Below are 19,566 nucleotides of genomic sequence, written 5' to 3'. Positions count from 1 at the left end.
GCTTGGATTAGGACATGTTGGATCCGCTTCTGAGAACAGATGACCGCGTGGTGGCAGGGGTCTGTTCCGGGCTGGCCGGGCACCTGGGCTGGTCAGCCGGATTGGTCCGGGCACTCATGGTTCTGCTGGCGCTGGCCGGAGGTGCAGGCCTGGTGCTGTACGCCTGGTTGTGGGTGCTGGTCCCCACGGCGGATGAAGCCGCCGACAAGGTGCAGTCCAACCGCGACCCCAGGAGTGTGGCCCGGAACTTTGCTGCCTATCTGAACGAGCAACCGTCCGGGGACTCCGACACCCGGGAACCCGCACCGGCAGATTCCCGCTGGATTGCAGCAGCGTCCAACAGGGAGGTCCTCGCCGGGCTGGCACTGCTTGCCGTGGCCGGAGCGGTTATTGCGCAGCGGTTCGGCGCCGATGTGAACTGGCAGCTCCTGTTTCCTGCGGGGACCATCATTGTTGGAGCCGTCCTGGCCTGGTCCCAGCTTGATGAAACACGACGGGCGGGTTTGCTCAGCCGTGCGGGTGCGGGCCGCCGCACCGGTCTGCTCAGGCTGGGAGGCGGACTCCTGCTGGTGGTTGTGGGGGTGATCCTCATGGTGTCCGGCGCCTTGACCTGGGACGTCCTGCTGGCAGGCCTGCTCGCCTCGGCAGCCGTTTTGGCCGGAGTGGCACTGGTGTTTGCGCCGTGGGCCGTAAAGTACTGGCGGGATCTGGAAACGGAGCGGACCGGCCGGATCCGGGAGCGGGAACGGGCGGAAATTGCTGCGCACCTGCATGACTCGGTTCTGCAGACCCTGGCCCTGATCCAAAACCGGTCCGGCTCGGAGCAGGACGTTCTGCGTCTGGCACGGGCGCAGGAGCGCGAGCTGCGGCGGTGGCTCTACGCCGATGATCCGCGGACGGCCGGACAGCTGTCGGACCGCCTCAAAGCGGTGGCTGCTTCGGTTGAGGACGAGTACGGGCACCCCGTGGAGGTGGTGACGGTGGGTGATGCGACCCTGGACCAGCCTGCGGACGCCCTGGTCCAGGCCGCACGTGCGGCGCTGATTAACGCAGCCCAGCATGCGCCCGGACCGGTCTCGGTCTACGTGGAATGCACCGCGGATCGTGCTGAGGTCTTCATCCGCGACCGCGGACCCGGCTTCAATCCCGAGGAAGTGCCCGAAGACCGACTCGGTGTCCGCGAGTCAATTGTCGGCCGGATGAGGCGCCACGGCGGCACCGCCGTCATCCGCAGCGGGCCGGACGGAACCGAAGTGCGGCTGGCCCTGCCGCTGACCCGCCCGGCAACGGAAACAAACCCGGCAACGGGAGCTGACCCATCAACGGAAACCACAGAGAACAACCAGCAGTCATCGGAGCGAAAATGATTCCCGGCACCATCGACGTCGTGGTGGTTGATGACCACGCAATCTTCCGTTCGGGCCTGAAAGCGGACCTGGACTCCCGGCTCCGCGTTGTGGCCGAGGCGGATACCGTGGAGCGCGCCGTCGCCGCTGTCCGCGCGCACCGCCCCGCCGTCGTGCTCCTTGACGTACATCTGCCCGGCGGAGTGGGAGGCGGCGGGGCAGAAGTCATAGCCGGTTGCCGCGATCTGCTGGGCAGCACCCGGTTCCTCGCGCTCAGCGTTTCGGACGCGGCGGAGGACGTCGTGACCGTGATCCGGGCCGGCGCCCGCGGCTACGTCACCAAAACGATCTCCGGTGCCGAGATCTCCGACGCCGTGGTGCGGGTGGCAGGCGGCGACGCGGTGTTCTCGCCCCGGCTCGCGGGCTTTGTCCTGGACGCGTTCGGAACTGCTGCGGTCGCCGCGGTCGACGACGAGCTGGACCGCCTCTCCGCCCGCGAGCTGGAGGTAATGCGGCTGATCGCCCGCGGCTACAGCTACAAGGAAGTGGCCAAAGAGCTTTTCATCTCCGTCAGGACGGTCGAAACCCATGTTTCGGCCGTCCTGCGAAAACTCCAGCTCTCCAACCGGCATGAACTCACCCGCTGGGCTGCGGCACGCCGGCTTCTTTAGTTCCCCGCAGCCCGGGACCGGGTCAGCTGGCCCGGCCGAGGAATTCCGTCAGGCGGGACATACCTTCGGCAAGGTCCTCATCGCCCAGTGCATAGGACAGGCGGAGGTAGCCGGAGGGGCCAAACGCCTCGCCGGGAACCACTGCCACCTCCACCGTTTCCAGGATGAGCGCCGCCAGCTCGGCCGAGGTCTGCGGCCGGACCGGACCGTCAGAGCCGGGGAACTCCTTGCCCAGCAGCTGCCTAACGTCGGCATAAGCGTAGAAAGCACCTTCCGGCATGGGGCAATCGACGCCGTCAACCGAGTTCAGTGCCGCCACCATGGCTTTGCGGCGGCGGTCGAAGGCTGTTTTCATCTCTTCCACGGCGGTCAGCGGACCGGAGACAGCAGCAAGTGCGGCCATCTGGGAAACGTTGGCCACATTGGAGGACAGATGGGACTGGAGGTTGGTGGCAGCCTTGATCACGTCCGCGGCGGCAATCATCCAGCCCACGCGCCAGCCGGTCATGGCGTAGGTCTTGGCCACACCATTGAGCACTACCACCTTGTCGCCGAGCTCCGGCGCCGCGGTCGCAATGGAGGTGAACTCCACGCCGTCGTACGTCAGGTGTTCATAGATCTCATCGGTGACTACCCAGAGGCCGCGGGCTGCAGCCCACCGGCCGATTTCGGCAACCTGCTCGGCGGGATATACGGCGCCGGTGGGGTTGGACGGCGAGCAAAACAGCAGGAGCTTGGTCTTGTCGGTGCAGGCTGCCTCGAGCTGCTCCACGGTGACCATGTATCCCTGCTCGGGGCCGGCAAACACTTCCACGGGAACGCCGCCGGCCAGCCGGATGGCTTCCGGATACGTCGTCCAGTAGGGAGCGGGGAGCAGAACCTCGTCGCCGGGGTTCAGCAGGGTGGCGAAGGCCTCGTAGACCGCCTGCTTGCCGCCGTTGGTCACCAGGATTTGGCTCGGGTCCACGGCATAACCGGAATCGCGCAGCGTTTTCTCCGCGATGGCCTTTTTCAGTTCAGGCAGCCCGCCGGCGGGGGAGTAGCGGTGGAACCGCGGGTTGCGTGCGGCCTCGACCGCCGCGTCGACAATGTACTCCGGGGTCGGGAAATCCGGCTCGCCTGCACCGAAGCCAATCACCGGCCGCCCTGCTGCCTTGAGTGCCTTCGCCTTGGCGTCTACGGCAAGTGTCGCGGACTCCGCGATCGAAGCGATGCGCTCTGAAATTCGGCCGGTGGAAGGCATGGCGTTCCCGTCTGTGGTTGCGTTGATTTCCCGAAGGGGACTTATGGCATACGCGGCTGCCGGATATCCGGCAGCCGGTTCCAGTTTAGGTGCAGGGGCCGGTGCCCGCCTTTTCTTACGAAGCTGCTGCGAAAATCCCGGCGGTCAACCGTGTGCTGAGCATCGCAAAATGCACGGCAATCCGCCGTCGTAAAACGCCGGTTCGACGGAACAGCAAACATTGAGTAGACTTGATCTTCGTGTTGAAGTCCCAACACTGGTCTGTGCCTGTCGCCGGTTCGCTGACGACGGTTATTGCCGGTAGAGTGGTTTCCTCCATAGGGTAGTGGCGCAATTGGTAGCGCAGCGGTCTCCAAAACCGCAGGTTGCAGGTTCGAGTCCTGTCTGCCCTGCGCACGGCTGTCATCACGGCAGCTCAGCAGTCCTTCATGAAGCAGCAGTCCCAGCACTTGCTGCGGCTGTGAACCGAACAGATGAGTGAGGCGATGGTGACCGAGACAGCTGCCGGCAGCTCCAAGGGACACCCCTCCAGCGGGCCCAAGAAGCGCGGCTTCTTCGCGGCCATCGCGCTCTTCCTGCGTCAGGTCATTGCAGAACTGAAAAAGGTGGTCACCCCCACCCGCAAGGAACTGCTGAGATACACCCTCGTGGTCCTGGCCTTCGTGGTCGTGATGATAGTTATCGTGACAGTTCTGGATTTTGTCTTTGGTGCGGGAGCACTGTGGATCTTCGGTGAGGGCGGCGGCGAGAGCTAGCGCCTTCCTTGAGCCCCGCCCCAAGGGCAGGAACCTCAGGCCTTTGAGCTGGAGCTAGTGACAAACCCTATAGAGCTCTGAAGAAGAAAGCAGGAATCTACGTGTCCGAGCAAGAACTCGAATCACAGATCAATGACAATGCCGCTGATCTGGATGCCGAGGATGAAACGACCGCAGCAGACGTCGCCGAGGCGCCCGCTGAGGCCGACGTTCAGGCAGAGGATGCCGACGCCGCCGATGAGGCCGTGAACTCTGATTCCGCAGACTCCGAAGACTCTGAAGAAGAGCCCGAGGAAGATCCCGCAGAAGCCTTCAAGGCCAAGCTGCGGCGCCAGGAGGGTGACTGGTACGTCATCCACTCCTACGCAGGTTACGAAAACCGCGTCAAGGCCAATCTTGAGACCCGCATCCAGACCATGGAAATGGAAGATAACATCTTCGAAATCCAGGTCCCGATGGAGGAAGTCGTCGAGATCAAGAACACGACCCGCAAGATCGTCAACCGGGTCCGAATCCCCGGTTACGTGCTGGTTCGCATGGAACTGACCGACGCGTCCTGGGGCGTTGTGCGACACACCCCCGGTGTTACAGGCTTCGTAGGCAACGCCCACAACCCGGTGCCGCTGAGCCTCAAAGAGGTTTACTCCATGCTGGAGCACACCGTGGTTTCCCCGAAGGTCGAAGCCGGCAAGCCCGCGCAGGAATCTTCGAACTACGCAGTGGACTTCGAGGTCGGCGAGCCCGTTACGGTCAACGAAGGACCGTTCGAGACGCTTCAGGCCACGATCTCCGAGATCAAGCCCGAGTCCCAGCAGCTGGTCGTCCTCGTGACCATCTTCGAGCGCGAGACTCCGGTTACGCTTGGCTTCGGCCAGGTCACCAAGCTGCAGTAACACAAAGACTTCGTTGTCTGCAGGTCCGCTTTACCCTGCCGGCAGCGTCCGGCCGCCACGCCATGGCGGCCACCAACCCGGACGGACGCTCCTGTTCCCCGGGAACATAATTTAGAGAAGGACCCTTTCATGGCCCCCAAGAAAAAGGTCACCGGCCTCATCAAGCTGCAGATCAACGCAGGTGCCGCTAACCCGGCTCCTCCGATTGGTCCGGCACTTGGCCAGCACGGTGTCAACATCATGGAATTCTGCAAGGCGTACAACGCTGCAACGGAATCCCAGCGCGGCAACGTTATCCCGGTTGAAATCACCGTTTACGAAGACCGTTCGTTCACCTTCATCACGAAGACTCCTCCGGCTGCTCAGCTGATCAAGAAGGCTGCCGGCGTTGCCAAGGGTTCCGCAACCCCGCACACCGCCAAGGTTGCCAACCTGACCCAGGCTCAGGTCGAAGAGATCGCCACCATGAAGATGGAAGACCTCAACGCCAACGACGTCAAGGCTGCTGCCAAGATCATCGCCGGCACCGCCCGCTCCATGGGTATCACCGTAGAAGGCTAATAACGCCTTTTCCGTGACGCGGGTTCGCCCGCCGAACAAACATTTACACTCAAAAAGCTGCTCGTGCCACTGGGTACGACGGCGTGTGGCAGGGCCGAGCGCGGTCCGACAGACCACAACTGCACAAGGAGAAAAAGCAGATGGCAAAGCGCAGCAAAGCATATGAAGCAGCTGTAGCCAAGATCGATGCGGACAAGCTGTACGCACCGGTTGAGGCTGTAGAGCTGGCGAAGGAAACCAACCCCTCCAAGTTCGATGCCACCGTTGAGGTTGCATTCCGACTGGGCGTTGACCCCCGCAAGGCCGACCAGATGGTCCGCGGCACGGTTAACCTGCCGCACGGTACGGGTAAGACCGCCCGCGTCCTGGTTTTCGCAACGGGCGAGAAGGCAGAGCAGGCTATTGCAGCCGGCGCTGATTTCGTTGGTTCCGATGACATGATCGAAAAGGTTGCAGCAGGCTGGACCGACTTCGACGCCGCCGTTGCCACCCCGGACATGATGGGCAAGGTTGGCCGCCTCGGCCGCGTGCTCGGCCCGCGTAACCTGATGCCGAACCCGAAGACCGGCACGGTTACCCCGAACGTCGCCAAGGCTGTCACCGACATCAAGGGCGGCAAGATCGACTTCCGCGTCGACAAGCACTCCAACCTGCACTTCATCATCGGCAAGGTGTCCTTCGACCAGCAGAAGCTGGCCGAGAACTACGCCGCAGCCCTGGAGGAAGTCCTGCGTCTGAAGCCGTCCGCCTCCAAGGGACGCTACATCCAGAAGGCAACCGTTTCCACCACGTTCGGCCCGGGCATCTCCGTTGACCCCAACGTCACGAAGGTTCTCGCCGACGCATAATTCGGCTTAGGGACGCCAGCGTTCCGATTCCGTCTCAAAGGCGGCCGCAGCATCTCGCTGCGGCCGCCTTTTTGTGCCCTGCAGCAGGTTGCGGCAGGATGTGATCCATGACACCTGACTCTGCGGTTATCGCTCCGCTGCCGATCCCCGAGAGCCTGGATTCTTCGGATCCTGCCTCGGCGGATTTTATCGCCGCCGTTGAGCTTCTGAATGGCGCCCTGCGCGAGACGTGGGGCAACGACGACTTCCGGGACGCGCCCCAGACGCAGCTGGCGGGTTTTCGTCCTTCATCAATGCGGCGGCGGATTCTGCTGGGTGCGCGGATCGGCGACGAGCTGGTGGGAGTGGCCACGTTGAAGCTGCCGCTGCTGGACAACATCCACTCGGCATGGGTGAACGTGGCCGTGGCTCCCGGTATCCGGCGGACCGGGCTGGGAAAGCGCCTGTATGCGGCGGTTGAGCAGGCTGCAGCGGCCGACGGGCGCCGAACCCTTCTGGGTGAAACTGACCATCCTGTGCGGCCGGGCGCTGGCTCCGGCCCGGTGATGGCACCGAAGAGCGGGATCGGAGCCATTCCTGCGGACAGCGCCGCACGCTTTGCCGCGGGCCGGCGCTTTGAGCTGGAACAGGTGGAACGGGTCAGCCTCCTGGATTTGACGGGCAGCATTGACTGGCAGGGGAAGCTGGACGCTGCCGCAGCGGCCGCCGGACCGGACTATGCCCTGGAGTTCTGGCATGGTGCCTGCCCGGAGCACCTTGTGGATGCATACGCGCTGCTGCGGCAAAGGATGAGCACGGATGCCCCCATGGCAGGCCTGGACGTGGAGGAGGAGCGGTGGGATGCCGGTCGGATCCGTGAGGGGGAAGCTAAAGTGCGTGAAATGCAGGCCGAAGAGCTGGTGAGCGCTGTCCGGCATGTTCCCACCGGCCAGCTGGCCGGGCACACGGTCCTGATGGTCTTTCGCAGCAACCCGGCGGTGGCCTTTCAGGACGATACCCTGGTCCTGGAGAAGCACCGGGGCCACGGACTCGGCATGCTGCTCAAGGCTGCCAACCTGGTGCGGCTGCGGCAGGAGCTCTCCGCAGCATCACGTGTTTGGACCTGGAATGCAGCCGAGAACGTCCACATGCTGGCCATCAACGAGGATCTGGGTTTCGAGCCCGTCGGATACTCGGGGGAGTGGCAGAAGGTTCTCTGAAGGCCGATTTGGCCTGCCCGGGATTCTCCCGTACGCTGGAGATACCAAAGACCGTCGGTCGATGTGCTTTCAATCCCACTCTCATCCTGGATCTCCGGGACCGCGGGTGGACTCCGGTTGATCGGACATCCGAAAGTCCCTTCACAGGGCGGCCTGCGCAGGTGAACGAACTCAGCCAAACGGTGCGCGTCAATGCGTGCCCGCTGCTAAGCCCCGTGCATCTGCCCGGGGCGTTTTTTATGTTCGGGACCCGATCCACCGGCACTATTCCCCGGAAGGAGGGTTATGGCAACGCCAACAAAGGTATCGGCAGTTGAAGAAATCACCACAGATTTCAAGGAATCAACCGCTGCTGTCCTAACCGAATACCGCGGGCTCACCGTTGCACAGCTCAAGGAGCTGCGTCGTTCGCTCGGCCAGGACACCAAGTACTCGGTCGTCAAGAACACCCTGACTGGCATTGCAGCCAAGGAAGCCGGCATCGACGCGTTCGACGGCCAGCTCTCCGGCCCCACTGCAATTGCCTTCATCAAGGGTGACGCAGTTGCAGCTGCAAAGAGCCTGACGGATTTTGCCAAGACCAACCCGCAGCTGATCATCAAGACCGGTGTCTTCGAGGGCAATGCCCTGGATGCTACCGGTGTTGCCGCCCTGGCTGCCCTTGAATCCCGTGAGCTCCAGCTTGCACGCGTCGCCGGTGTCCTCAAGGCACCGATGTCCATGCTGGCACGCTCGGTCGATGCCCTGCGCGTCAAGCTTGAAGAGGGAAGCGATTCTGCTCCCGCCGCGGAAGAGGCTCCGGCCGCCGCAGAAGAAGCTCCGGCCGCAGAAGCAGCCACCGAAGAGTAATCGCTCTTCCAATCCACACTCCGGTGCCGTCGCACCACTAAGGTGCCCGCGCACCACTTATAGGAAGGACGCCACACCATGGCGAAGCTGACCAACGAAGAGCTCATTGAAGCCTTCAAGGAACTGTCCATCATCGAGCTCTCCGACTTCGTGAAGCTCTTCGAAGAGACCTTCGACGTTACCGCTGCTGCTGTTGCAGTTGCCGGTCCCGCCGCCGGTGCTGCCGAGGCCGAAGACGAGAAGACTGAATTCGACGTCATCCTCGAAGCTGCAGGCGACAAGAAGATCGCAGTCATCAAGGAAGTTCGTGCCCTGACTTCCCTGGGCCTGAAGGAAGCCAAGGACGTTGTCGACAGCGCCCCGAAGGCTGTCCTGGAAGGCGCTACGAAGGAAGCCGCAGAGAAGGCAAAGGAAGCCCTCGAGGCTGCCGGCGCCACGGTTACCGTCAAGTAGTAGTTTTTCCCTTCGCGGCTTGACGCCGCGCAGACAGAAAGACCCCGTCCCTTTGGACGGGGTCTTTCTGTTTAGGCGGCCGCCGCAGCCTGGTGCTGTCCGGTGCGCGGACGGAGCCTCTGGCTTTGGTAGTCAGGCCTCGTCGCGGAACAGCAGCAGTGCTTCACCCTGGCCGCCGCCGCCGCACAGGGCAACCGCAGCTTTGCCGGTGCCGCGCCGCTGCAGCTCGAAGGCTGCGGTCAGGGCCAGCCGGGCACCCGAGGCTCCAATCGGGTGACCCAGGGCGATGGCACCGCCGTACAGATTGCACTGGTCCAAATCCATTCCCAGTTCATTTAGGGACTGGACGGCCACAGCACCGAAGGCTTCATTGATCTCGATGAAATCCAAGTCCGCAGGGGTCCAGCCGGCCCGGTTCAAGGCGGCAAAAATGGCCTTGGAGGGCTGTGAATGCAGGCTGTTGTCGGGACCGGCCACCTGCCCCGGGGCACCCACCACCGCCAGGACGTCGAGGCCGTTCTCTTCCGCGTAGGCGCGAGTGGTGAGAATCAGCGCAGCAGCGCCGTCGGAGAGCGGCGACGAGTTGCCTGCCGTGATGGTGCCTTCGGGATCAAAGGCAGGACGGAGGCCGGCCAGTGTTTCGGTGGTCGTAGCGGGACGCACGCCTTCGTCGGAGGTGAGGATGAGCGGCTCGCCCCGGCGCTGCGGAACGGTGACCGGCACAATCTCGGTTTCAAACACTCCGGATGCCATGGCGGCGGCGGCCCGACGGTGTGAAGCGGCGGCCACTTCGTCCTGCTCCAGCCGTTTGATGGCCAGCTTGGTGTTGCCGCGTTCGGTGGAGATGCCCATGGAGTCATGGTCGAAAGCGTCCGTCAGCCCGTCATGGGCCACGGAATCCAGGGCACTGATGTTGCCGTAGTTCCAACCCTGGCGGGACCCGGGCAGCAGGTGCGGCCCGTTTGTCATGGATTCCTGGCCCCCGGCCACCACCACCGTGGCTTCACCGCCGCGGATCAGGCGGGCGGCGTCGATCACGGAGGCCAGTCCGGACAGGCAAACCTTGTTGATCGTGACTGTGGGGACATCCCAGCCAATGCCGGCCTTGATGGAGGACTGGCGGGCCGGGTTCTGTCCACAGCCGGCCTGGACCACATGGCCCATGATGACGGCCTGCACATCGGCGGCCGGTACACGGGCCTGCTCCAAAGCACCCGCAATGGCGAAGGCGCCGAGCTCCACGGCGCTAAAAGAGGCAAGCTGGCCGTTCAGTCGTCCCTGCGGGGTGCGTGCACCACCGACGATCACCACTTCGGTCATGGCTGCTGCATCTTGGTCTGGAGGGTTGCTCATGGCGGAATAGTCTCTTTCGTCGTCGAATCTGCGGTGAGCCCGGTGATGCGGACCACGCTGGAACAAGGGTACGCCAAGACACGGGTGCGGGGAGAGAAGAGTCACACCGTCCTCGGCGGGCGGCCGGGCACCGGCGCGCACAATTGGGGCCGGGTGCGGTAAGGTATCTGTATCCGATGCGTCAGCGGTGCGCCGGTGTTGCCTGTAGCTCCCCGTAAAGCGGCCGGCTGGAACACGATTCCAGCCTTGCCCGGCGGGTTGAGCCACGCAGGGTTTCAGGGACCGGGTAGACTTGTCTGCCCATAATGCCCTATAGTAGATATTTGCTTCCCTCTCTTAACCTTCAGCCTTCATATAGCGGTGGGCTCCGTCCTGTGCCAGGCAGCGTTTTGCGCGCCCGGCCGGATGCAAGGACGCACGCGGACCAGGTCCGTTCTGTGCAGAGAAGGAGGCGCGAAACACGCCTGAAGGTCTGTGGAAGGATCCCTCTTGGTCGCCTCGAGCACCTCTAATAATGCAACCGCTAACATCCCGGAGAACATCGCTCCCCGGATTTCATTCGCAAAGATTCACGAACCGCTTGACGTTCCCAATCTTCTTGCCCTGCAGACCGACAGCTTTGACTGGCTCGTCGGCAACGAGCGCTGGAAAGCGCGCGTAGAAGAGGTCAAGCAGACCGGGGAACAGGGCATTGCCACCACCTCCGGCCTGGCCGACATCTTCGAGGAAATTTCCCCGATCGAGGATTTCCAGGGCACCATGTCCCTGAGCTTCTCGGAGCCGGAGTTTGCCGACCCGAAGTACACCATGGCTGAGTGCAAGGACCGGGACGCCACGTACTCGGCCCCTCTGTACGTTAAAGCCGAATTCATGAACAACAACACGGGCGAAATCAAGCAGCAGACCGTGTTCATGGGCGACTTCCCCCTCATGACAGACAAGGGAACGTTCGTCATCAACGGCACCGAGCGTGTCGTGGTTTCCCAGCTGGTCCGTTCCCCGGGTGCCTACTTCGAGCGCACCGCTGACAAGACCAGTGACAAGGACATCTACACCGCGAAGATCATTCCTTCCCGCGGTGCATGGTTCGAACTGGAAATCGACAAGCGCGACCAGGTGGGCGTCCGCCTGGACCGCAAGCGCAAGCAGTCCGTCACCGTGCTGCTGAAGGCACTGGGCTGGACCGAAGGCCAGATCCTGGAAACCTTCGGCGAGTACGACTCCATCCGTGCCACCCTGGAGAAGGACCCCACGGAAACCCGCGAAGATGCCCTGCTGGACATCTACCGCAAGCTCCGTCCGGGCGAGCCGCCCACGGTCGAGGCTGCCCAGACCCTGCTGGACAACCTGTACTTCAACCCGAAGCGCTATGACCTGGCCAAGGTTGGCCGCTACAAGATCAACCGCAAGCTGGGCATCGACAAGCCGCTGACGGATTCTGATGCCTCGGTCCTGAACAACGACGACATCGTCGCCATGATCAAGTTCCTGGTGGCACTGCACGCCGGCGAGAAGACCGTCCCGGGCAAGCGCAACGGCGAGGATGTTGACATCCGCGTCGAGGTCGATGACATCGACCACTTCGGCAACCGCCGTATCCGCGCCGTCGGTGAACTCATCGAGAACCAGATCCGCACGGGCCTGTCCCGCATGGAGCGCGTTGTCCGTGAGCGCATGACCACTCAGGACGTCGAGGCCATCACGCCCCAGACGCTGATCAACATCCGCCCCGTCGTGGCAGCGATCAAGGAGTTCTTCGGAACCTCCCAGCTCTCGCAGTTCATGGACCAGAACAACCCGCTCGCCGGACTGACGCACAAGCGCCGCCTGTCCGCGCTGGGCCCGGGTGGTCTGTCCCGTGACCGCGCAGGCATGGAAGTCCGAGACGTCCACCCCTCGCACTACGGCCGCATGTGCCCCATCGAAACCCCTGAAGGCCCGAACATTGGCCTCATCGGTTCGCTGGCGTCCTACGCCCGGATCAACGCGTTTGGTTTCATCGAAACCCCGTACCGCAAGGTCATCGACGGCGTTGTCACCGACCAGGTTGATTACCTGACCGCTGACGACGAAGTTGAGCGCACCATTGCCCAGGCAAACGCTCCGCTGCGCGAAGACCAGCACTTCGCCGAGGACCTGGTCCTCGTCCGTGCCCGCGGCGGTTCCGGCGAGCCCGTTCTCGTTGAGCCCGAAGGCGTCGAGTACATGGACGTCTCCCCGCGCCAGATGGTGTCTGTGGCTACTGCCCTGATTCCGTTCCTGGAACACGATGACGCTAACCGCGCCCTGATGGGTGCGAACATGCAGCGGCAGGCCGTGCCGCTGCTCCGTTCCGAGCGCCCTGTTGTGGGTACCGGCATGGAGAAGTACGCCGCCGTTGACGCCGGTGACTCTGTTACCGCTGTCAAGCCCGGAGTCGTCACCGAGGTCTCCGCTGAACTCGTTACCGTCATGAACGACGACGGCACCGAGTCCAACTACCCGATCATGAAGTTCGCGCGCTCCAACCAGGGCAACGCGTACAACCAGCGGGTATTGGTCTCCGAAGGCGCACGCGTCGAGGTCAACAGCATCATCGCCGACGGTCCTTCCACGGACCAGGGTGAACTGGCTCTGGGTAAGAACCTGCTCGTGGCATTCATGTCATGGGAAGGCCACAACTACGAAGATGCCATCATCCTCTCGCAGCGGATGGTCTCCGACGATGTCCTGACCTCCATCCACATCGAGGAGCACGAAGTTGATGCCCGCGACACCAAGCTTGGTGCCGAGGAAATCACCCGTGACATCCCGAACGTGTCCGAGGAAGTGCTCTCCCAGCTGGACGAGCGCGGCATCATTCACATCGGTGCCGAGGTTGAAGCCGGCGACATCCTGGTTGGCCGCGTCACCCCCAAGGGCGAAACGGAACTAACTCCGGAAGAGCGTCTGCTGCGCGCCATCTTCGGCGAGAAGAGCCGCGAAGTCCGCGACACTTCCCTGAAGGTGCCCCACGGCGAGTCCGGAACGGTCATCGGTGTCCGCATCTTCGACCGCGACAACGACGACGAGCTGCCCCCGGGCGTGAACCAGCTGGTGCGCGTCTACGTGGCGCACAAGCGCAAGATCACGGACGGCGACAAGCTGGCCGGCCGCCACGGCAACAAGGGCGTCATCTCCAAGATCCTTCCGATCGAAGACATGCCGTTCATGGAAGACGGAACCCCCGTTGACATCGTCCTGAACCCGCTGGGTGTTCCGGGTCGAATGAACGTCGGCCAGGTCCTGGAAATCCACCTGGGCTGGGCTGCCAAGCAGGGTTGGAAGATCGACGGTAATCCGGAGTGGGTCAAGAACCTGCCGGCACTGCCGCGTGAAACCGGTCCGACGACGGTTGCCACCCCGGTGTTCGACGGCGCCAGTGAAGATGAAATCACCGGCCTGCTCGATTCCACCAACGTGACCCGTGACGGCAACCGCCTGATCGGTGCTTCCGGCAAGGCGAGGATGTTCGACGGCCGCTCCGGCCAGCCGTTCCCGGAGCCCATCTCCGTGGGCTACATGTACATCCTGAAGCTGCACCACCTTGTTGACGACAAGATCCACGCACGCTCCACCGGCCCGTACTCCATGATCACGCAGCAGCCGCTGGGTGGTAAGGCACAGTTCGGTGGCCAGCGCTTCGGTGAAATGGAAGTTTGGGCCCTGGAAGCGTACGGCGCCGCCTACACGCTGCAGGAGCTGCTGACGATCAAGTCCGATGACATCCACGGCCGCGTGAAGGTCTACGAAGCCATCGTCAAGGGCGAGAACATCCCGGAGCCGGGCGTTCCCGAGTCCTTCAAGGTGCTCATCAAGGAAATGCAGTCGCTCTGCCTGAATGTGGAAGTACTCTCCACCGAGGGCAACACGATTGAAATGCGTGACTCGGATGAAGAAGTCTTCCGGGCCGCGGAAGAACTGGGTATCGATCTGTCCCGCGCAGAGCCCAGCTCCGTAGAAGAGGTTTAGCCGAGCCGGCCGGTCCGCATCAGCGGGCCGGCCTCCGGCAGCCCCTTCCCGTACCCGAGACATTCAGATTTAGAGAACAAGAGAGAACAGGGACCCATGTCCAACGATTCCACGTTCGGCCTTATGCGAATCGGCCTTGCCACCGCGGATGAAATCCGCGGTTGGTCTTACGGCGAGGTCAAGAAGCCGGAAACCATCAACTACCGAACCCTGAAGCCGGAGAAGGACGGTCTTTTCTGCGAAAAGATCTTCGGTCCTTCCCGCGACTGGGAATGCTACTGCGGTAAGTACAAGCGAGTTCGCTTCAAGGGCATCATCTGTGAGCGCTGCGGCGTCGAGGTCACCCGTGCCAAGGTGCGCCGCGAGCGCATGGGCCACATCGAGCTTGCCGCTCCCGTGACCCACATCTGGTACTTCAAGGGTGTTCCGTCCCGTCTGGGTTACCTGCTGGACCTGGCTCCGAAGGACCTCGAAAAGGTCATCTACTTCGCTGCTTACATGATCACCTCGGTGGACGAAGAAAACCGCCATGCGGAACTTCCGAACCTGCAGGCCGAGCACGACCTGGAGCGCAAGCACCTCGTCGACCAGCGCGACTCTGACATTGCCGCCATCGCCAAGGATCTTGAGGGTGAAATTGCACGCCTCGAGGGTGAAGGCGCCAAGGCAGCAGACAAGAAGAAGGCCCGCGACTCCGCCGACCGCCAGATGGCCAAGGTCCGCCGCGACGCCGACAACAACATCGAGCGCCTCGAGCAGGTCTGGGAACGCTTCAAGAACCTCAAGGTCGGCGACCTCGAGGGCGATGAAGGCCTGTACCGCGAACTGCGTGACCGCTACGGCCTGTACTTCGAAGGCTCCATGGGTGCCGAAGCCATCAAGCAGCGCCTTGAGGACTTCGACATGCAGGCTGAGTCCGAGCTGCTGCGCGACATCATCCAGAACGGCAAGGGCCAGCGCAAGACGCGTGCCCTGAAGCGCCTGAAGGTTGTCAACGCATTCCTGACCACCACCAACAGCCCGCTGGGCATGGTCCTGGACGCTGTCCCGGTCATCCCGCCGGAACTGCGCCCGATGGTCCAGCTCGACGGCGGCCGTTTCGCGACGTCCGACCTCAACGACCTGTACCGCCGCGTCATCAACCGCAACAACCGCCTGAAGCGCCTGCTGGATCTCGGTGCCCCCGAGATCATCGTCAACAACGAAAAGCGCATGCTCCAGGAAGCTGTTGACTCCCTGTTCGACAACGGCCGCCGCGGCCGTCCGGTCACCGGACCGGGCAACCGCCCGCTGAAGTCGCTCTCCGACATGCTCAAGGGCAAGCAGGGACGTTTCCGCCAGAACCTTCTGGGTAAGCGCGTTGACTACTCCGGCCGTTCCGTCATTGTTGTTGGTCCGCAGCTGAAGCTGCACCAGTGCGGTCTGCCCAAGCAGATGGCCCTGGAGCTCTTCAAGCCGTTCGTGATGAAGCGCCTGGTTGACCTCAACCACGCACAGAACATCAAGAGCGCCAAGCGCATGGTCGAGCGTTTCCGCCCGCAGGTCTGGGACGTGCTGGAAGAGATCATCACCGAACACCCGGTGCTGCTCAACCGTGCACCCACCCTGCACCGCCTGGGTATCCAGGCATTCGAGCCGCAGCTCGTTGAAGGCAAGGCGCTTCAGCTGCACCCGCTCGTCTGTGGCGCGTTCAACGCTGACTTCGACGGTGACCAGATGGCAGTTCACCTGCCGCTGAGCCCGGAGGCCCAGGCCGAGGCACGCATCCTGATGCTGTCCTCGAACAACATCCTGAAGCCCTCGGACGGACGCCCGGTAACCCTGCCTTCGCAGGATATGATCATCGGCCTGCACCACCTCACCACCAAGAAGGAAGGCGCAGCAGGCGAGGGCCGGTTCTTCACGACACCGTCCGAAGCCCTGATGGCGTACGACCTCGGTGAGCTGGACCTGAACGCTCAGGTCAGCATGCGTCTGGAAGGCTTTGTGCCCTCCGCCGACCGTCCGGCTCCGGAAGGCTGGGAAGAAGGCACTCCTGCCCTCATCCAGACCTCCCTGGGCCAGGTCATCTTCAACCAGACCCTGCCGGCGGATTACCCGTGGGTTGAGAAGGTTGCAGACAAGGGCCAGCTGTCCACGATCGTGAACGACCTGGCAGAGCGCTACCCGAAGGTGATGACGGCGGCAACGCTGGATAACCTGAAGGACGCCGGTTTCTACTGGGCCACCCGCTCAGGCGTCACCGTTGCCATCTCGGACATCTCCGCGCCGATCGACAAGCCGGCCATCATGGAGGTTTACGAAGCACAGGCTGCCAAGGTTGAAAGCCAGTACGGCAAGGGCCTGATCGCAGAAGACGAGCGCCGTCAGGAGCTCATCGACATTTGGAACAAGGCAACGAACGAAGTTGCTGCGGCCATGCGTGCGAACATGCCCAAGGAAAACAACATCAACCGCATGGTGTCCTCCGGTGCCCGTGGTAACTGGCTGCAGGTTCGCCAGATTGCCGGTATCCGTGGTCTGGTGGCCAACCCTAAGGGTGAGATCATTCCCCGCCCGATCAAGTCCTCGTACCGCGAGGGCCTGTCGGTGCTGGAATACTTCATCGCCACCCACGGTGCCCGTAAGGGTCTTGCTGATACCGCTCTGCGTACCGCCAACTCGGGTTACCTGACCCGTCGTCTGGTGGACGTCTCCCAGGACGTCATTGTCCGCGAGGAAGACTGCGGCACCGAGCGCGGCCTGAACGTCACCATCGCAGTGCCGGACTCCAACGGTGAACTGCAGCTGCACGAAGAGGTCGAGAACTCGGCGTACGCCCGTACGCTGGCCACCGACGTCGTCGACCCCCAGGGCAATGTCCTGGCCAAGGGCGGCGACGATGTGGGCGACGTCCTCATCGCGAAGCTGTTCGAAGCCGGTGTCACCAACATCAAGGTCCGCTCCGTACTCACCTGTGAGTCCGCCGTCGGTACCTGTGCACTGTGCTACGGCCGCTCCCTGGCCACGGGTAAGACCGTGGACATCGGCGAGGCCGTCGGCATCATCGCCGCACAGTCCATTGGTGAGCCGGGCACCCAGCTGACCATGCGTACCTTCCACACCGGTGGTGTTGCTTCTGCGGAAGATATCACCCAGGGTCTGCCCCGTATCCAGGAGCTCTTCGAAGCACGCACACCTAAGGGTGTTGCTCCGATCTCCGAGACCGCGGGTCGGGTCACCATCGAAGAGACCGACCGCCAGATGCGTCTGGTTGTCACTCCCGATGACGGCTCCGAAGAAATCGCGTACCCGGTCCTGCGCCGTGCCCGCCTGCTGGTTGCCGACGGCGACCACGTTGAGGTTGGCCAGCAGCTGGTCTTCGGTGCGGTGGATCCCAAGCAGATCCTCCGTATCCTCGGCCCGCGCAAGGCACAGGAATTCCTGGTGGACGAAGTCCAGCGCGTGTACCGCAGCCAGGGTGTTGGCATCCACGACAAGCACGTGGAAGTCATCGTCCGCCAGATGCTGCGCCGCGTGACCGTGATCGAGTCCGGCGATTCGGATCTGCTCCCGGGTGAGCTGGCTGAGCGCCGCCGCTTCGAGAACGAGAACCGCCGCGTGGTATCCGAGGGCAAGAAGCCGGCCTCCGGCCGTCCCGAGCTCATGGGTATCACCAAGGCGTCGCTGGCCACCGAGTCCTGGCTGTCCGCTGCTTCCTTCCAGGAAACCACCCGCGTCCTGACGCAGGCGGCCATGGAAGGCAAGAGCGATCCGCTGCTCGGCCTCAAGGAGAACGTCATCATCGGTAAGCTGATCCCGGCCGGAACGGGTCTTCCCCGTTACACCGAGGTCACTGTCGAGCCGACCGAAGAAGCAAAGGCCAACCTGTTCACCGGCCCGAGCGCCTTCAGCGACTTCGACTACGCCGGAGTGGACGGCGGCCTGAGCCCCGAGTTCCATGCCATCCCGCTGGATGACTACGACATGGGCAGCGACTTCCGCTAACCTGCAACGCTGCGGCCAGCCACACGGCATGCCGCAGTAAGGAAAGGTCCCGCACCGTTTGGTGCGGGACCTTTCGCGTTTGTGCCAGACTCTGGGAATGGCCAACAGGCAGCTTTCCAAGGAGTATTGCATGGGCGCAGCACGCACGGTTCTCAAGGCCCGGGTCGGCATCGTGGGCGCCGGTCCTGCCGGATTGATGCTCTCGCATCTGCTGGCTCAAGCCGGCATTGAGAGCATCGTGGTGGAGAAACGGGATTATCACACCATCCGCACCACGCACCGTGCCGGAATCCTGGAGCACGGGTCGGTGCGGATGCTCACCGAGGGCGGTGTCAGCAACAGGGTCCTCACCGACGGGCACCGCCACGACGGTATTGACCTTCGCTTCGGCGGTGTCAGCCACCGGATAGATTTCCAGGATCTGGTGGGGGAGTCCGTTTGGCTCTATCCGCAGAATGAAGTGTTCGTGGACCTGGCTGCTGCCAGGGAGCGCGACGGCGGGGACGTGCGGTGGGCGGTCTCCGACACTGAGGTTCTTGACCTTCCCTCCGATACGCCCAAAATCCGGTTCACCGACGCGGAGGGTGCCGCCTTCGAGGTCCACTGCGACATCCTGGTGGGCGCGGATGGTTCGCAGGGGATTTGCCGGCGGGCCATCCCGGCTGGACAGCGCAGGGAGAATTTCATTGAGTACCCCTTTGCCTGGTTCGGAATCCTGACAGAGGCGCCGCCGAGTGCACCTGAATTGATCTACACCAACTCCGGTCGGGGCTTCGCGCTGATCAGCCAGCGCAGTCAGACTATCCAGCGGATGTACTTTCAGGCCGACCCTGATGAGAACCCCGACGGTTGGTCCGAGGAGCAGATTTGGGCTGAGCTCCAGCGGCGGGTGGACGGTCCCGACGGCTTAGAGCTCAAACGCGGCCCGATCTTTGAAAAGACGCTGTTGAAGTTCCGCAGCTATGTTTGCGAGCCGCTGCGCTACGGGAAGATGTTCCTTGCCGGCGACGCAGGACACACCGTGCCGCCCACGGGAGCCAAGGGGCTCAATCTTGCCCTGGCCGACGTCCAGGTTCTGTTTGAGGCCGTTGAATCGTTGTATGCCACCGGAAAAACTAACCTGTTGGACGGATACAGTGAGCGCGCACTGGCACGGGTTTGGCGGGCCCAGAATTTCTCTTACTGGATGACTTCCATGCTGCATACCCGGTCCGATGCCAGCCCTTTTGAACGCAAGCGTGCGCTGGGGGAGCTGGCCGGCGTCGTTGCCTCCCGGCACGGCAGCGCCTACCTTGCGGAGGCCTACACAGGCTGGCCGGCGACAATCTCGAAATAAGAAGTTCGCATAGTGAACACCTGTACACAAAGTGAACATTGACGTAGGGTGGTCCCATCCTCAAGATGCTTGGCAGCGGTAC

14 protein-coding genes and 1 tRNA gene are annotated in these 19,566 nt (G+C 62.9%); 13 read left to right on the top strand and 2 right to left on the bottom strand.

The window, feature by feature from the left end; all coding sequences use genetic code 11:
• Nucleotides 1-14: 14 nt before the first annotated feature.
• Together CXR03_RS02115 and CXR03_RS02110 are read left to right on the top strand one after the other, a co-directional pair.
• Nucleotides 15-1,367, top strand: coding sequence for an ATP-binding protein (locus CXR03_RS02115; protein ID WP_104101624.1), 1,353 nt, complete (start codon nt 15-17; stop codon nt 1,365-1,367).
• On the top strand, nt 1,364-2,017 hold the full coding sequence (locus tag CXR03_RS02110) for a response regulator transcription factor (protein ID WP_104101623.1): 654 nt from the start codon (nt 1,364-1,366) through the stop codon (nt 2,015-2,017). Before CXR03_RS02115 ends, CXR03_RS02110 begins: the two co-directional genes overlap by 4 nt.
• Nucleotides 2,018-2,039: 22 nt before the next feature.
• Here CXR03_RS02110 and CXR03_RS02105 read toward each other — a convergent pair whose 3' ends face one another.
• A complete protein-coding gene (locus CXR03_RS02105) occupies nt 2,040-3,260 on the bottom strand; it encodes a pyridoxal phosphate-dependent aminotransferase (protein WP_104101621.1) in 1,221 nt (406 codons plus the stop codon).
• Nucleotides 3,261-3,579: 319 nt separating this feature from the next.
• On the opposite strand from CXR03_RS02105, the gene CXR03_RS02100 reads away from it, so the two are divergent.
• From CXR03_RS02100 to rplL, 8 genes are all read left to right on the top strand, one after another.
• Nucleotides 3,580-3,652, top strand: a tRNA-Trp gene (locus CXR03_RS02100).
• Nucleotides 3,653-3,733: 81 nt separating this feature from the next.
• On the top strand, nt 3,734-4,015 hold the full coding sequence (secE, locus tag CXR03_RS02095; RefSeq protein WP_104101620.1) for a preprotein translocase subunit SecE: 282 nt from the start codon (nt 3,734-3,736) through the stop codon (nt 4,013-4,015).
• A 101-nt stretch (nt 4,016-4,116) separates the two neighbouring features.
• Nucleotides 4,117-4,908, top strand: a complete 792-nt coding sequence (gene nusG / locus CXR03_RS02090) for a transcription termination/antitermination protein NusG (RefSeq protein ID WP_104101618.1) — start codon at nt 4,117-4,119, stop codon at nt 4,906-4,908.
• A gap of 129 nt (nt 4,909-5,037) precedes the next feature.
• On the top strand, nt 5,038-5,469 hold the full coding sequence (gene rplK, locus CXR03_RS02085; protein ID WP_104052758.1) for a 50S ribosomal protein L11: 432 nt from the start codon (nt 5,038-5,040) through the stop codon (nt 5,467-5,469).
• Between the two features lie 140 nt (nt 5,470-5,609).
• Nucleotides 5,610-6,317: a 50S ribosomal protein L1 gene (gene rplA, locus CXR03_RS02080; RefSeq protein ID WP_104101617.1), complete on the top strand. Its 708-nt coding sequence runs from the start codon at nt 5,610-5,612 to the stop codon at nt 6,315-6,317.
• Between the two features lie 107 nt (nt 6,318-6,424).
• Nucleotides 6,425-7,516, top strand: coding sequence for a GNAT family N-acetyltransferase (locus CXR03_RS02075; protein ID WP_104101615.1), 1,092 nt, complete (start codon nt 6,425-6,427; stop codon nt 7,514-7,516).
• 285 nt (nt 7,517-7,801) lie between these two features.
• Nucleotides 7,802-8,365: a 50S ribosomal protein L10 gene (gene rplJ, locus CXR03_RS02070; RefSeq protein WP_104052755.1), complete on the top strand. Its 564-nt coding sequence runs from the start codon at nt 7,802-7,804 to the stop codon at nt 8,363-8,365.
• 78 nt (nt 8,366-8,443) lie between these two features.
• A complete protein-coding gene (rplL, locus tag CXR03_RS02065; protein WP_104052754.1) occupies nt 8,444-8,818 on the top strand; it encodes a 50S ribosomal protein L7/L12 in 375 nt (124 codons plus the stop codon).
• Between the two features lie 132 nt (nt 8,819-8,950).
• On the opposite strand, the gene CXR03_RS02060 is transcribed toward rplL, so the two are convergent.
• Nucleotides 8,951-10,171, bottom strand: coding sequence for an acetyl-CoA C-acetyltransferase (locus CXR03_RS02060; protein WP_104101613.1), 1,221 nt, complete (start codon nt 10,169-10,171; stop codon nt 8,951-8,953).
• A 489-nt stretch (nt 10,172-10,660) separates the two neighbouring features.
• On the opposite strand from CXR03_RS02060, the gene rpoB reads away from it, so the two are divergent.
• The 3 genes from rpoB (at nt 10,661) to CXR03_RS02045 (ending at nt 19,484) form a co-directional block, all read left to right on the top strand.
• Nucleotides 10,661-14,161 carry a DNA-directed RNA polymerase subunit beta gene (gene rpoB / locus CXR03_RS02055; protein WP_104102755.1) on the top strand — a complete coding sequence of 1,167 codons (3,501 nt, stop codon included), beginning with the start codon at nt 10,661-10,663 and terminating at the stop codon, nt 14,159-14,161.
• A 96-nt stretch (nt 14,162-14,257) separates the two neighbouring features.
• Nucleotides 14,258-18,148, top strand: a complete 3,891-nt coding sequence (locus CXR03_RS02050) for a DNA-directed RNA polymerase subunit beta' (protein WP_104101611.1) — start codon at nt 14,258-14,260, stop codon at nt 18,146-18,148.
• Nucleotides 18,149-18,278: 130 nt separating this feature from the next.
• Entirely contained in the window at nt 18,279-19,484 is a 1,206-nt protein-coding gene (locus tag CXR03_RS02045; RefSeq protein WP_104101610.1) for a 4-hydroxybenzoate 3-monooxygenase, read from the top strand.
• The last annotated feature ends 82 nt before the right edge of the window (nt 19,485-19,566 follow it).

It is taken from the genome of Arthrobacter sp. 08Y14 (assembly GCF_002929455.1).
Taxonomy (GTDB): Bacteria; Actinomycetota; Actinomycetes; order Actinomycetales; family Micrococcaceae; genus Arthrobacter_B; species Arthrobacter_B sunyaminii.
The sequence above is the reverse complement of the archived record's forward strand: the minus strand, read 5'-3'. Positions and strand labels throughout refer to the sequence as shown.

Bases quoted from the DNA above. Each gene is read 5' to 3' on its own strand.
- CXR03_RS02060 (WP_104101613.1), bottom strand. From the start codon at position 10,171: ATGAGCAACCCTCCAGACCAAGATGCAGCAGCCATGACCGAAGTGGTG.
- rplJ (WP_104052755.1), top strand. From the start codon at position 7,802: ATGGCAACGCCAACAAAGGTATCGGCAGTTGAAGAAATCACCACAGAT.
- CXR03_RS02105 (WP_104101621.1), bottom strand. From the start codon at position 3,260: ATGCCTTCCACCGGCCGAATTTCAGAGCGCATCGCTTCGATCGCGGAG.
- secE (WP_104101620.1), top strand. From the start codon at position 3,734: ATGAGTGAGGCGATGGTGACCGAGACAGCTGCCGGCAGCTCCAAGGGA.
- CXR03_RS02115 (WP_104101624.1), top strand. From the start codon at position 15: ATGTTGGATCCGCTTCTGAGAACAGATGACCGCGTGGTGGCAGGGGTC.
- CXR03_RS02075 (WP_104101615.1), top strand. From the start codon at position 6,425: ATGACACCTGACTCTGCGGTTATCGCTCCGCTGCCGATCCCCGAGAGC.
- rplL (WP_104052754.1), top strand. From the start codon at position 8,444: ATGGCGAAGCTGACCAACGAAGAGCTCATTGAAGCCTTCAAGGAACTG.
- CXR03_RS02045 (WP_104101610.1), top strand. From the start codon at position 18,279: ATGGGCGCAGCACGCACGGTTCTCAAGGCCCGGGTCGGCATCGTGGGC.
- CXR03_RS02050 (WP_104101611.1), top strand. From the start codon at position 14,258: ATGTCCAACGATTCCACGTTCGGCCTTATGCGAATCGGCCTTGCCACC.
- rplA (WP_104101617.1), top strand. From the start codon at position 5,610: ATGGCAAAGCGCAGCAAAGCATATGAAGCAGCTGTAGCCAAGATCGAT.
- CXR03_RS02110 (WP_104101623.1), top strand. From the start codon at position 1,364: ATGATTCCCGGCACCATCGACGTCGTGGTGGTTGATGACCACGCAATC.
- rplK (WP_104052758.1), top strand. From the start codon at position 5,038: ATGGCCCCCAAGAAAAAGGTCACCGGCCTCATCAAGCTGCAGATCAAC.